At 48.1% G+C, this 13,847-nt stretch carries 11 protein-coding genes and 2 pseudogenes; 7 read left to right on the forward strand and 6 right to left on the reverse strand.

What is annotated here, in order from left to right; genetic code table 11:
* The first annotated feature begins 11 nt into the window (after window positions 1–11).
* From cusF to SHEWPOL2_RS03040, 6 genes are all read left to right on the forward strand, one after another.
* Entirely contained in the window at window positions 12–365 is a 354-nt protein-coding gene (gene cusF, locus SHEWPOL2_RS03015) for a cation efflux system protein CusF (protein WP_011711634.1), read from the forward strand.
* A gap of 113 nt (window positions 366–478) precedes the next feature.
* Window positions 479–1,771 carry a Cu(+)/Ag(+) efflux RND transporter periplasmic adaptor subunit SilB gene (silB, locus tag SHEWPOL2_RS03020; protein ID WP_011711635.1) on the forward strand — a complete coding sequence of 431 codons (1,293 nt, stop codon included), beginning with the start codon at window positions 479–481 and terminating at the stop codon, window positions 1,769–1,771.
* 10 nt (window positions 1,772–1,781) lie between these two features.
* Window positions 1,782–4,928: a Cu(+)/Ag(+) efflux RND transporter permease subunit SilA gene (gene silA, locus SHEWPOL2_RS03025; protein WP_037425952.1), complete on the forward strand. Its 3,147-nt coding sequence runs from the start codon at window positions 1,782–1,784 to the stop codon at window positions 4,926–4,928.
* Window positions 4,929–5,014: 86 nt separating this feature from the next.
* Window positions 5,015–5,455, forward strand: a complete 441-nt coding sequence (locus SHEWPOL2_RS03030; protein WP_000758228.1) for a DUF411 domain-containing protein — start codon at window positions 5,015–5,017, stop codon at window positions 5,453–5,455.
* Window positions 5,456–5,581: 126 nt separating this feature from the next.
* On the forward strand, window positions 5,582–8,029 hold the full coding sequence (gene silP / locus SHEWPOL2_RS03035) for an Ag(+)-translocating P-type ATPase SilP (protein WP_001514621.1): 2,448 nt from the start codon (window positions 5,582–5,584) through the stop codon (window positions 8,027–8,029).
* Between the two features lie 40 nt (window positions 8,030–8,069).
* The gene (locus SHEWPOL2_RS03040) at window positions 8,070–8,267 is read left to right on the forward strand and encodes a DUF2933 domain-containing protein (RefSeq protein ID WP_000843494.1); all 198 of its coding nucleotides are present in this window, start codon (window positions 8,070–8,072) and stop codon (window positions 8,265–8,267) included.
* 33 nt (window positions 8,268–8,300) lie between these two features.
* Here the strand turns inward: SHEWPOL2_RS03040 and SHEWPOL2_RS03045 are convergent, their stop codons facing one another.
* Both SHEWPOL2_RS03045 and SHEWPOL2_RS03050 read right to left on the reverse strand, forming a co-directional pair.
* Window positions 8,301–9,038, reverse strand: a complete 738-nt coding sequence (locus SHEWPOL2_RS03045; protein ID WP_011918416.1) for a peptidoglycan DD-metalloendopeptidase family protein — start codon at window positions 9,036–9,038, stop codon at window positions 8,301–8,303.
* Between the two features lie 288 nt (window positions 9,039–9,326).
* Complete coding sequence (locus tag SHEWPOL2_RS03050; protein WP_011918417.1) at window positions 9,327–9,776, reverse strand: hypothetical protein; 450 nt, start codon at window positions 9,774–9,776, stop codon at window positions 9,327–9,329.
* A 234-nt stretch (window positions 9,777–10,010) separates the two neighbouring features.
* Here SHEWPOL2_RS03050 and SHEWPOL2_RS23150 point away from each other — a divergent pair.
* Window positions 10,011–10,091: pseudogene (locus SHEWPOL2_RS23150) on the forward strand (twin-arginine translocation signal domain-containing protein); the annotation flags it as partial.
* A 92-nt stretch (window positions 10,092–10,183) separates the two neighbouring features.
* Here the strand turns inward: SHEWPOL2_RS23150 and SHEWPOL2_RS22825 are convergent.
* From SHEWPOL2_RS22825 to SHEWPOL2_RS03070, 4 genes and pseudogenes are all read right to left on the reverse strand, one after another.
* A pseudogene (locus SHEWPOL2_RS22825) lies at window positions 10,184–10,291 on the reverse strand (IS5/IS1182 family transposase); the annotation flags it as partial.
* Between the two features lie 373 nt (window positions 10,292–10,664).
* Window positions 10,665–11,015: a cupredoxin domain-containing protein gene (locus tag SHEWPOL2_RS03060; RefSeq protein WP_037425971.1), complete on the reverse strand. Its 351-nt coding sequence runs from the start codon at window positions 11,013–11,015 to the stop codon at window positions 10,665–10,667.
* A 10-nt stretch (window positions 11,016–11,025) separates the two neighbouring features.
* A complete protein-coding gene (locus SHEWPOL2_RS03065; RefSeq protein WP_037425974.1) occupies window positions 11,026–13,272 on the reverse strand; it encodes a heavy metal translocating P-type ATPase in 2,247 nt (748 codons plus the stop codon).
* Window positions 13,272–13,742 carry a MerR family transcriptional regulator gene (locus SHEWPOL2_RS03070; protein WP_037425976.1) on the reverse strand — a complete coding sequence of 157 codons (471 nt, stop codon included), beginning with the start codon at window positions 13,740–13,742 and terminating at the stop codon, window positions 13,272–13,274. Before SHEWPOL2_RS03070 ends, SHEWPOL2_RS03065 begins: the two co-directional genes overlap by 1 nt.
* Window positions 13,743–13,847: the final 105 nt, after the last annotated feature.

Below are 13,847 nucleotides of genomic sequence, written 5' to 3' on the forward strand. Positions count from 1 at the left end.
GGAAATTAAAAATGCGTAATTCACTTAAAGCTGTTTTATTTGGTGCCTTCTCTGTCATGTTTTCTGCCGGTCTTCATGCTGAAACACATCAGCATGGCGATATGAATGCTGCCAGTGATGCTTCGGTACAGCAGGTTATCAAGGGCACCGGTGTCGTTAAAGACATTGATATGAATAGTAAAAAGATCACCATTTCGCACGAAGCAATCCCTGCGGTGGGCTGGCCTGCAATGACCATGCGCTTCACTTTTGTTAATGCAGACGACGCTATCAATGCCCTGAAAATCGGCAACCATGTCGATTTCTCGTTTATTCAGCAGGGCAATATCTCCTTACTCAAAAGCATTAACGTTACGCAATCCTGATTGACTGTCCGGAGCGAATACATCCAGTGCGCCTGAACATTCATTAAGGGATTACTGTGAATGAATGATTGGGCGCATATGCCAGGTGTTTTGATTTTTCAGCGAGAAATTGTATGGCTTCTTTAAAGATAAAATATGCTGCAATAATTATCAGCAGCCTCCTAGCAGGAGGGCTGATATCGGTTACTGCCTGGCAGTATGTAAACTCATCACAAAAAACAGTACAAACAGAACAAAAGGCACCGGAGAAAAAGGTACTTTTCTGGTATGACCCGATGAAACCGGATACCAAATTTGATAAACCCGGAAAATCTCCCTTTATGGATATGGACCTTGTGCCAAAATATGCTGATGAAAGTGGCGATAAAAGCAATGGCGGGATCCGTATCGATCCAACCCAGGTTCAGAATCTGGGATTAAAAACGCAAAAAGTCACGCGAGGAATGCTGAATTATTCTCAGACAATTCCGGCTAATGTCAGTTACAACGAATATCAGTTTGTCATTGTGCAGGCGCGCTCTGACGGTTTCGTCGAAAAAGTGTATCCCCTGACTACTGGCGATCATGTGAAGAAAGGCACTCCGCTTATCGATATCACCATTCCTGAATGGGTTGAGGCACAAAGTGAGTTCCTGCTGCTATCCGGTACAGGCGGTACGCCAACCCAGATAAAAGGGGTTCTGGAGCGACTTCGTCTGGCTGGTATGCCGGAAGAGGATATTCAAAGACTGCGTTCAACCCGCACAATCCAGACCCGTTTTACCATTAAAGCACCTATTGATGGTGTCATTACTGCATTTGACCTGCGCACCGGCATGAATATTTCGAAAGATAAGGTGGTGGCTCAGATTCAGGGGATGGACCCGGTCTGGATCAGCGCTGCAGTGCCGGAATCTATCGCCTATCTGCTGAAAGATACGTCGCAGTTTGAAATTTCGGTACCGGCTTATCCGGATAAAACATTCCATGTCGAAAAATGGAACATTCTTCCCAGCGTGGATCAGACAACCCGTACGCTTCAGGTCCGTCTCCAGGTTTCTAATAAGGATGAGTTTCTCAAGCCGGGCATGAATGCCTATCTGAAACTCAATACCAAGAGCCAGGAGATGCTGCTGATACCAAGCCAGGCCGTTATCGATACCGGCAAAGAACAGCGCGTGATTACTGTTGATGATGAAGGCAAGTTTGTGCCGAAACAGATCCACGTTCTGCATGAATCACAACAACAGTCCGGCATCGGCTCCGGCCTGAATGAAGGCGATACCGTGGTGGTCAGTGGTCTGTTCCTCATTGACTCCGAAGCCAATATTACGGGCGCGCTGGAACGTATGCGCCATCCTGAAAAAACAGAAAGCAGTATGCCAGCAATGTCTGACCAGCCTGTAAATAGGCATTCAGGGCACTGAGGAGACGACGATGATTGAATGGATTATCCGGCGCTCTGTCGCCAACCGTTTCCTGGTCATGATGGGGGCCCTGTTTCTCAGCATCTGGGGTACATGGACGATTATTAACACGCCGGTCGATGCCTTGCCTGACCTGTCAGATGTGCAGGTCATTATTAAAACCAGCTATCCCGGCCAGGCCCCGCAGATTGTAGAAAACCAGGTCACCTATCCACTTACCACCACCATGCTCTCCGTACCTGGCGCAAAAACTGTGCGTGGTTTTTCACAGTTCGGTGATTCGTATGTGTATGTCATTTTTGAAGACGGCACCGATCTGTACTGGGCCCGTTCCCGCGTGCTGGAATATCTGAATCAGGTTCAGGGAAAACTGCCCGCCGGGGTGAGTTCTGAAATCGGTCCGGATGCCACGGGTGTGGGCTGGATTTTTGAATATGCCCTTGTCGATCGCAGCGGAAAACACGACCTTTCAGAACTGCGTTCTCTGCAGGACTGGTTCCTGAAGTTTGAGCTGAAAACCATTCCTAATGTCGCTGAAGTTGCATCCGTAGGCGGCGTGGTTAAGCAGTATCAGATCCAGCTTGACCCGGTAAAACTGACGCAGTACGGCATCGGTCTGCCAGAAGTAAAACAAGCTCTTAGCTCATCTAACCAGGAAGCCGGTGGCTCATCTGTTGAAATTGCTCAGTCAGAGTATATGGTCCGGGCCAGCGGTTATCTTCAGACTATTGATGATTTCAAAAATATCGTCCTGAAAACGGGGGAAAATGGAGTACCTGTTTACCTGCGTGATGTTGCCCGCATACAATTGGGACCGGAAATGCGGCGTGGTATCGCTGAGCTTAACGGTCAGGGCGAAGTCGCTGGCGGAGTGGTGATCCTGCGTTCGGGCAAAAATGCACGCGAAGTCATTACGGCGGTGAGGGATAAACTGGACACGCTGAAGGCAAGCCTGCCTGAAGGAGTGGAGATCGTAACGACATACGATCGCAGCCAGTTAATCGATCGTGCGATTGACAACCTCAGTTACAAGCTTCTTGAAGAGTTTATCGTTGTTGCTGTCGTTTGCGCACTGTTCCTCTGGCATGTCCGTTCTGCCCTGGTGGCGATTATTTCTCTGCCACTTGGCCTGTGTATCGCCTTTATCGTCATGCACTTCCAGGGGCTGAATGCCAACATTATGTCGCTGGGAGGGATTGCAATAGCCGTCGGAGCGATGGTGGATGCCGCCATCGTCATGATCGAAAACGCGCATAAACGGCTTGAGGAGTGGGACCATCAGCATCCCGGGGAACAGATTGATAATGCCACCCGCTGGAAGGTTATCACTGACGCCTCCGTTGAAGTGGGTCCAGCGCTGTTTATCAGCCTGCTGATTATCACATTATCGTTCATTCCTATTTTTACCCTGGAAGGGCAGGAAGGGCGTCTGTTTGGTCCGCTGGCCTTTACAAAAACGTATTCCATGGCGGGTGCAGCCATACTGGCAATCATTGTTATCCCTATTCTGATGGGGTTCTGGATCCGCGGGAAAATTCCTGCTGAGACCAGTAACCCACTGAACCGGTTGCTGATTAAAGCGTATCACCCGTTACTGCTCAGGGTACTACACTGGCCAAAAACAACCCTGCTGGTTGCGGCTTTATCCATTTTCACTGTTATCTGGCCACTGAGTCAGGTGGGCGGCGAGTTTTTACCGAAGATTAACGAAGGTGACCTGTTGTATATGCCGTCAACGTTACCTGGCGTGTCTCCTGGAGAAGCTGCTGCGCTCTTACAGACCACGGACAAACTAATCAAAACGGTGCCTGAAGTGGCCTCAGTTTTTGGCAAGACCGGTAAGGCTGAGACCGCCACGGATTCTGCTCCGCTCGAAATGATGGAAACCACCATCCAACTGAAACCTGAGGATCAGTGGCGTCCAGGCATGACGATTGACAAGATTATTGAAGAACTCGACAGGACCGTCCGTTTACCGGGTCTGGCCAACCTCTGGGTACCGCCTATCCGTAACCGTATTGATATGCTCTCAACCGGCATTAAAAGTCCGATAGGTATTAAGGTATCGGGTACTGTTCTGTCGGATATCGATGTAACAGCACAGAGTATCGAAGCAGTCGCTAAAACCGTACCTGGTGTGGTTTCCGCACTGGCTGAACGACTGGAAGGTGGACGTTATATTGATGTGGACATTAACCGGGAAAAAGCTTCCCGGTACGGGATGACTGTGGGCGACGTCCAGCTGTTCGTCTCTTCAGCAATCGGTGGGGCTATGGTGGGTGAGACGGTTGAAGGCGTGGCCCGGTACCCTATTAACATTCGCTATCCGCAGGATTACCGTAACAGTCCGCAGGCGTTGAGAGAGATGCCAATCCTGACCCCAATGAAGCAGCAAATTACGCTGGGCGATGTTGCCGATATTAAGGTCGTTTCCGGACCAACCATGCTGAAAACCGAAAATGCCCGGCCAGCCAGCTGGATTTATGTTGATGCCCGCGGCAGGGACATGGTGTCGGTGGTGAACGATATTAAGACGGCCATCAGTGAGAAAGTGAAACTGAGACCGGGGACCAGTGTGGCATTCTCAGGACAGTTTGAATTACTCGAGCACGCCAATAAGAAATTAAAACTGATGGTACCGATGACGGTGATGATCATCTTCATCCTGTTATATCTGGCATTCCGCAGGGTTGATGAAGCCCTGTTGATCCTGATGAGCCTGCCGTTTGCCCTGGTTGGCGGGATATGGTTCCTGTACTGGCAGGGCTTCCATATGTCAGTGGCGACCGGAACCGGGTTTATCGCCCTGGCCGGGGTGGCAGCAGAGTTTGGCGTGGTCATGCTGATGTATCTGCGTCATGCCATTGAAGCGCACCCGAAATTGTCCCGTAAAGAGACGTTCACACCGGATGGCCTTGATGAAGCCCTCTATCATGGTGCCGTACTGCGTGTCCGGCCGAAAGCCATGACCGTGGCGGTGATCGTTGCGGGTCTGCTGCCAATACTCTGGGGAACCGGTGCAGGTTCAGAAGTCATGAGCCGTATCGCGGCACCCATGATTGGTGGGATGATCACGGCTCCGCTGCTGTCCCTGTTCATTATTCCTGCCGCCTACAAATTAATCTGGCTGCGCAGACATAAAAAAAGCGTGTCCTGAACCTGAAAGGGCACCCCCTGTGGGTGTCCTTCTTTACTGATTCACCCTGACGTCAGGGTTTATATCGATAATATACAGAGGTGAGTATGAAAAAAGTGGTTCTAATGGCGCTGGCTCTCGGCCTTTCACTACCCGCGATGGCGAGTGAAAAAGTGATTGATATGTACAAATCTGAAAACTGTGGCTGTTGTTCCCTGTGGGGCAAAGCGATGGAAAAAGACGGGTTTGAAGTACGAACTCACGTCATGAATGATCAGGCGCTGTCAGCCCTGAAAGAAAAGCATGCTATTCCTGCAGGACTACGAAGTTGTCATACCGCGGTTGCCGGTAATTTGATCATTGAAGGCCATGTGCCTGCGACAACGATACATAAGGCAATGCAGTCTGGTTCGGGTATATACGGTCTCGCCACCCCCGGTATGCCAGCAGGAAGTCCTGGAATGGAGATGGGAGCCCGAAAAGAGGCTTACGATGTTATCGCATTCTCACCGGATGGAAGTAAAAAAGTCTTCCAGCGAATCGAATAGTCAGCGGAACGGCTGATAACGGGACGCTGGTAGCAGGCACTCCTGTGCCGGCGATATTCGTGGTAATCGCATCCATGACATACCCTGAAGACAGAAGATGCTTCGGTATGCATAAGGAGAGTTACTGTGAAAAATGACAATGCAGTGCAACACAACAACCAGACTGCTTCTGAGCAGACATTATCCCCGGACGAGGGCCACGTATTGCATAAGGTGAGAGATCCCGTGTGCGGGATGGCCATCCTGCCCGACAGGGCGCACAGCAGCATTCGATACCAGGACCATCAACTTTATTTCTGCTCCGCCAGCTGTGAGAGTAAATTTAAAGCCCATCCCGATCGTTATCTTACCGAAGATGCCAGTGAACATTCCCATCACCATCACCACGATCATCACGAAGTCAGCCCTGATCAGATAAAACAGCCTCACCACCAGGCGGAAAAAGAGAATTCTGAAGGTGTGTGGACATGTCCGATGCACCCGGAGATACGCCGCAGTGGTCCCGGAAGCTGTCCTGTCTGTGGAATGGCACTGGAGCCGCTTGTAGCTACGGCATCCACGGGGCCGAGTGATGAACTTCACGACATGACAAGACGCTTCTGGCTGGGGTTGTTGCTGGCGTTTCCGGTTCTGGTACTCGAAATGGGATCTCATCTGTTTCCCGACTTGAGGAATACAGTACCGCCACAGTACAACACATGGCTGCAGCTGCTTCTGGCCTCCCCTGTCGTGTTGTGGTGTGGCTGGCCATTCTTCGCCCGGGCCGGAATGTCGTTACGTAACCGCTCCCTGAATATGTTTACCCTTGTTGCAATGGGGACCGGCGTAGCCTGGGTTTACAGCGTCATTGCAACCGTCTTCCCCTCCTGGTTTCCTGCATCGTTCAGAAACATGGATGGCCTGGTGGCCGTTTATTTTGAAGCCGCAGCAGTTATTACGGTGCTTGTTCTGCTGGGACAGGTTCTTGAGCTGCGGGCACGGGAACAAACCTCAGGCGCCATTACTGCGCTTCTGAACCTTGCCCCCAAAACCGCCAGACGGCTGGATCATGACGGTCATGAAACGGATATTAATGCGGAAGATGTCCTGCCTGGCGATAAGCTCCGCATCAGACCTGGAGAGAGTATTCCGGTCGACGGTATCGTGATCGAAGGCAAAACAACCGTTGATGAATCGATGGTGACCGGGGAGTCTATGCCGGTTACCAAAACGAAGGGTGACCCTGTCATTGGGGGGACGATTAATCAGACAGGTAGTCTTATCATCCGTGCAGAGAAAGTCGGTGATGAAACGATGCTCTCACGAATTGTTCAGATGGTCGCTGATGCACAGCGTTCGCGTGCCCCCATCCAGAGAATGGCTGACAGCGTTTCAGGCTGGTTTGTTCCTCTGGTGATACTTATCGCGGTTGTTGCTTTCGTGATCTGGTCTGTCTGGGGGCCCGAGCCCAGGATGGCGCACGGTCTGATTGCGGCTGTGTCGGTCCTGATTATTGCCTGCCCCTGCGCACTGGGGCTGGCCACACCGATGTCGATAATGGTGGGGGTAGGCAAAGGAGCCCAGGCCGGGGTGTTAATCAGGAATGCCGAAGCCCTTGAGCGTCTTGAAAAAGTGGACACGCTGGTTGTCGACAAAACAGGCACGCTCACGGAAGGTTCGCCTACGGTGACAGGGATTATCAGTCTCAATCCGGGTGGGGAAGCATCTCTTTTACGTGTAGCGGCCGCAGTGGAAAAAGGCTCGCAGCATCCGCTGGGTATGGCTGTAGTCCGGGCAGCCCAGCACAGGGGGATCATGATACCCGCAGTCAGTGATTTCAATGCTCCGTCGGGGAAAGGTGTTTCAGGCGATGTTGAAGGTCAACGGGTTGTTATTGGTAATGAACTGGCTATGCAGGAAAACAGTATCGTTATTGATAATCAAAAGGCCGTTGCGGATACGTTGCGGATGGAAGGCGCTACCGTTATCTATGTGGCCACAGATGGGTACCTTGCAGGCCTGATAGCTATCTCGGATCCCGTGAAAGCAACCACGCCGGATGCGCTTAAAGCTTTGCGTCAGGCGGGGATCCGCATTGTTATGCTCACCGGGGATAACCAGCTTACTGCTGAAGCAGTCGCACGGAAACTGGGAATAGATGAGGTTGAAGCCGGGGTTCTGCCTGACGGCAAAAAAGCAGTGATAACCCGACTGAAAGCGTCTGGTCATGTGGTTGCGATGGCGGGGGACGGTGTAAATGATGCCCCGGCGCTGGCAGCGGCTGACGTGGGCATAGCTATGGGAACGGGTACAGATGTGGCAATTGAAAGTGCCGGAGTCACCCTTCTCAAAGGCGACTTGATGATACTGAACAGGGCCCGTCATCTGTCAGAGATCACCATGAAAAATATCCGACAGAATCTGTTTTTTGCATTTATCTACAACGCACTTGGCGTGCCTGTGGCTGCAGGTCTGCTTTATCCTGTGTATGGAATACTGCTGTCGCCAGTTATTGCGGCGGCGGCCATGGCTCTTTCCTCCGTCAGCGTCATTGTGAATGCGTTGCGTCTGAAAAGTGTCAGGCTCGGGAAATAACACTGAGTGAAGGGTCAGTTACGAACAGAAGGAGTCCAGTATGAAAAGTACCACCTATGCGCTTATTGCTGTCGCCGCGATCGCGGCATTTGCCCTCCTGCGCGAACACTGGTCACATGTGGCAGGTTACTGGCCATATCTGTTATTGCTGGTCTGCCCGCTAATGCATCTTTTCCACGGCCACGGAGGGCATGGAGATCATCAACATCACGGAAGTGAAAACGATAAAAAAAATTAATCCGGCAGACGGGGCCGCGTCGCGGTCCCGTTATCAGTCCAGGTATCGTTCGTAGTCTCTGGCATGCGCAAAGGCATGCTGTTCGAGTTTGTTATCAGCGGGTGCCGCTGCCCGGAACGCCAGAGAGTTAACAGGGTTGTTATTGATGACCAGCTCGTAATGCAGATGAGGACCGGATGAACGTCCGCTGTTACCGGATAACGCAATAGCACCTCCCCGTGTAACCCTGGCCCCTTTAGTAACGAGTATTTTATTGAGGTGGAGATAGCGAGTTTTAACACCGGCTTTTCCCGTTACTTCAACAAAATATCCCATGGTACTGTTGTATTCGGCCCGGGTGATTTTTCCGTCGATGACGCTGACTATTTTCGTGTTCATGGGCATGGAATAATCAATGCCATTATGGGGACTCACTTTTCCGGATACCGGGTTAAGTCTTGCAGGATTGAAAGGCGAACTGAGTCTTGCTGTGGCCGGTAACGGATAATCGAGACTGCCTTTCCCGGAAGTATCGGAAAGGTTATAGAACTTTTTATCTGATATACGATACGCCGTGTAATTAAATGAACCGGACGTAAATTTATAGGCCACGACACGTGATTTTCCCGCTTTCTTTTGCAGTACGAGTTTTAATGATTCATTTTTTTTCAAATGCCGCAGATTAAACCGGGAAGGCAAGGAGCGCTGAAGAGTAGCGATCTCGTTCGATTCCAGCCCCGAGCGGGTGGCTGAAAGGCAGGCATTTTCTTTTACGACATCGGTAGAATACATTTACTGGAATTCGCCGTTAGCATGAACACTGCGGCGTATGCTAGGGGTTTTCAGGAGGCGTGTCATCTGTCAGTTAATCGGGAGCACCGTTGATGGTCGTCATTTTTGTAACATATCTTGTTTCCCGTTTGCTCCTGAAGCTCTGGGAACTGTATGACCAGCCCGACGGTGATGATTAACGGGACTGATACAGGTTACGGCAGAGCAATATGGGGCTCATGTCCTGCTACGTAACCCGTCAGTAAAGCCCTGCTGCGCACCTGACGCTAAGCACTAACCCGCCTGCAGTTACCTGGACGAATACAGGCCGCGAAGCTTTCTTGCCTGCGTCTGATGAGCTTCCGCACCGGCATTATTGACCTGCTCATGCACGAGGGCGGCTTTCTCTCCGGCATTCAGTTCGTTAAAAGAAGAAGAGAAGGTCTTTGAATTTTCACCACTCTCGGACAGCATTTTTTTATGTTCCTCAATCATTTTCTGATGTGCATAGGACGGGCTGTTGTTCATAAATGAATGAGCAACAATGGCCCTTTCATGTTCATTCATTTCAGAGAATGAGGGCGTGCTGTTTTTATTAATCCTGTCCGGCAAATTTTCATGCGTCGAGGAATTCACATGACTGACGGCTGAGGCATTATTAACAAATCGATGTGCTTCATGGGCAATATCACTGGACTGAGCAAAAGCTGCCCCACAAAATAAAGCTGTAAACGCAGTGGTCGTGATTAATATATTCATGTGTAATTACCTTCTGAGGTACATAAAAGATGTCCTTATGATCATATATAAAAATAATCAACCTGTGGGGAAGATGACGTAAATGTAATACAGCTATGTACATTACACGATTGTAATGAATTTGTTTCTTAAGGTGTGCTAGCTTCATTTCATTGTAAGTGGATGAACCAGTAATTTAATTTAAATCGGTTCTCGAATTCTGTCAGTAACCATACTTTAAATAAGGGAATGCGCATGCTGTTGAAAACGTCTCGACGAACTTTCCTGAAGGGGTTAACCCTCTCTGGCGTAGCCGGAAGTCTTGGCGTATGGAGTTTCAATGCGCGTTCCAGTCTGAGCCTGCCAGTTGCCGCATCCCTGCAGGGTACTCAGTTTGACCTGACCATTGGTGAAACGGCCGTCAATATCCAGAGGTTGAGCGCCTGCTCGTCTATCCAAAAAGTCAGTGAGCCTCGGTTGGTCAACGCCTTGTTATATTCCGGCCAATTGGTAATGCGAGATTTAGATTTGCCCATCTGATAGCGGTTCCTGCGTGGTATTCACAGGATCTGATCGCATCTGAGACGGAAGGTTCATTCATTTAGGCAACAACGCCATTATCTACTCCAGTTAATCTTAGGTTTCTGACAACTAAAGTCGCTTCTTTAACGCCCGGTCTATGTTCAAAATCACTCATAATGTCTCTCTTAATCATTAACTCATCATTTTTCTGATGATTTAGGTAAAAAGTAATTAACAAAAAATGGCCAATTTTCTAACCTAGACCGTAAACAGCTTAGGTTAGAACCAAGATATTGATTGCAAAGTTCAAAAAGGCTCATTTTAATACTGCTATTATCTTCATCATTGATACCAACATATTGAAAAATACGCATGGATATCTAGTGTTTACTCAACAATCAATACACCTTTATACATTTGCATCTGACAATGAAATGGATACTCACCCTTTTCCAGAGCTGGTAATGATATCGTCGTGGGCTTATCCAGCGCTAAATCCTGGCTAATCTCCAAGTCGGGTAGCAGGACTGTGGCTGAACATCCGGATTTATCTTGGCGTAAAAAAGTTATCTCTGTTGGTGTATTAGCCGAAATTTTAATTCGTGCAGGCGTATACACACCGTCTTTAACCAGTATCAATGTACTAGCGTCAACACTAGAATCCTTTGTCGGTTTATATAGCCAAAACCACCAAATGATAAAACCGATTAATGCGATACACAGTAAATTAATTAACATATTGAAGCTCCTAGTGTTCTTTGGCTTTAAACAAACGTAAACGGTTAGCGTTACTCACTACGGTAAGTGATGAAAAGGCCATCGCAGCCCCGGCAATCACTGGATTTAGCAAAATACCAAAAACAGGGAAAAGCACACCTGCTGCTAAGGGAATACCCGCGACGTTGTAAATAAACGCGCCAAACAAGTTTTGTTTAATGTTGCGCAGCGTTGCTTTACTAATGGCTATCGCATCGGCTAAGCCATGAAGTGATCCGCGCATTAAGGTAATATCAGCGCTTTCTATCGCCACATCAGTGCCTGTTCCAATAGCAAAGCCAACATCGGCTAACGCTAATGCGGGGGCGTCATTAATCCCATCGCCGGTCATACCAACCACTTCATTTTGTTGCTGAAGTTCAGCCACTTTATTGGCTTTATCTTCTGGCATGACTTCTGCGAAAAAATCATCAATACCGACTTTTTTAGCCACTGCGGCGGCGGTCGCTTTATTGTCCCCGGTTAACATTATCACTTTGATGCCACTGCGTTTCAGTCTCGCAATCGCTTCGATTGAATCAGGCTTTATCGGATCTGATACCGCAATAATGGCCAGTAATTGCCCTGCAAGCGCTAAATACATTGGTGTTTTAGCATTTTCAGCTAACACTTGGGCCTTAGCTTCATTGAATCCAATATCAATATTTTTGTCTTGCATTAATTTTAGATTACCAAATAATAATATCTGGCCATCCACTTCAGCTTCTACACCTTTACCTGAAATGGCATTGAAGTGCTCAGTGTTAATGGCTTCAATACCTCTATCATTCGCACTTTCAACAATCGCTTGCGCGAGTGGATGTTCGGAGTGACTTTCAATTCCAGCAGACAAGGCAAGTACCTGCTCTTCACTGTCTGTATTAACCAAAATAATATCGGTAACTTGCGGTTTACCTTCGGTAATGGTGCCGGTTTTATCCAATACCATGGCGGTTATTTTAGACGCGGTTTGCAATGCTTCACCGTTCCGAATAAGCACTCCCGATTCAGCCGCCTTACCAACGCCGACCATCACTGACATTGGCGTTGCGAGTCCTAACGCACAAGGACAAGCAATAATTAATACTGTTGTTGCAGACACGATGGCAAATACACTCGACGGCTCAGGGCCAAAGTTAAACCACACCATGGCACTGACTGTAGCGATGATCATAATGGCGGGCACAAAGTAAGCGGCTATAACATCAGCTAAACGTCCAATCGGCGGCTTAGAGTTTTGCGCCCGTTTGACCATACTAATAATGCGCGCCAGTGCAGTATCTTTACCTACACGAGTGGCTTTAAATATGATCGAGCCTGATTTATTCAAGGTGCCAGTGACCACATCGTCACCGATCACTTTTTCAACAGGCATTGGCTCACCAGTCAACATTGATTCATCAATGGTGCTGTTACCTTCAATAACCACCCCATCAACTGGGATTTTTTCGCCAGGGCGAACTTTAACGTGATCATTAAGTAATACATGAGCAATATCGATGTCGAGGTCTTTTCCATCACGGATAACCCGAGCAGTTTTAGCTTGCAAACCAATGAGACGCTTAATCGCTTCAGAGGTTTTACCGCGCGCTTTAACTTCTAGTGCTAAACCAAGATTTATTAAACCAATAATCATTGCGGTCGCTTCAAAGTAAACATGCCTTGCCATCTCGGGAAATAATTGTGGAAATGCAACTATCAACATAGAGTAAACCCAAGCAGTACCGGTACCTAAGGCAATGAGGGTATCCATATTGGCGTTATGGTTTAAAAATGATTTCCATGCACCGATATAAAAATGCCTACCTGATATCAGCATAATCGCAAGAGTCACCACACCAACCAGTCCCCACACCACTTGTTCTAATAGGGTTGATACCGTCATTTCGCCAATAAACAGTCCATAAATCATCAACGGAATACCGACGGACAGAGCGATAATGGTATGGCGTAATAAACTTTTATAATGTTGCAAATCAGCCTGTTCTTTCTCGTTCATGACATCTTCTGCCGACTCCGCCTTTATTTGAGAGGCATTGTAACCAGCGCTTTCGACCGCTTTTATAATCAACTCGGCAGATGCTTTACCGTTAACTAATACCGTTCTGTCCGCAAAATTCATCTCGGCCGAATCAACGCCTTCTACGTTGTTAATCGCTTTTTCAATTTTGCCAACACAACTCGCGCAGCCTGCGCCGAGAATATTGAGTTGTATGGGTGAGTGTGTAGTGTGATCCATTACTTAACCTCCGTTGAAGTTTCATTAACACAATGGGGAACATCTAATTCCTCTGAAACTATATCCTCTTGATTTGTATTTTCTATTAAATGGCAAATCATGTTTCCTGTAGGTATGTTGTCAGGCATTTGAGACCAATCTTGTATCGCCTTAGAAAGCTTACTTCTTAATTTCACCATTTCGTTGAACTGTTGCTCTGTTTCAAGCAGCTTTACTTTAATTAATTCGCGTACAAGTTGACATGCACTATCCCCAAGATCAGTCTTAGAAAAAATAACTTTAATATCTTCGACAGAAAAGCCTAAATTTCGAGCACTCAAAATAAATTGCATCCTCACCATATCTTTATGGTTGAATGTTTTATAACCATTATTGGGAGATTTGCTTGGATTGAGTAATCCAATTCGAGTATAAAAACGCACAGTATCAGCGGATACACCCAATTTATTAGCGAGTTGAGTCACTTTCATACGACCTCCAAACCAACGTAAGTAACTACGATAGTTCTACTATAACTCTGTGTGTTACACACAGCTCAAGAAGTATATTAGATATAAATAGGGCGCTATGATAGC

Source organism: Shewanella sp. POL2 (assembly GCF_000282755.1).
In the GTDB taxonomy this organism is placed as follows: Bacteria; Pseudomonadota; Gammaproteobacteria; order Enterobacterales; family Shewanellaceae; genus Shewanella; species Shewanella xiamenensis.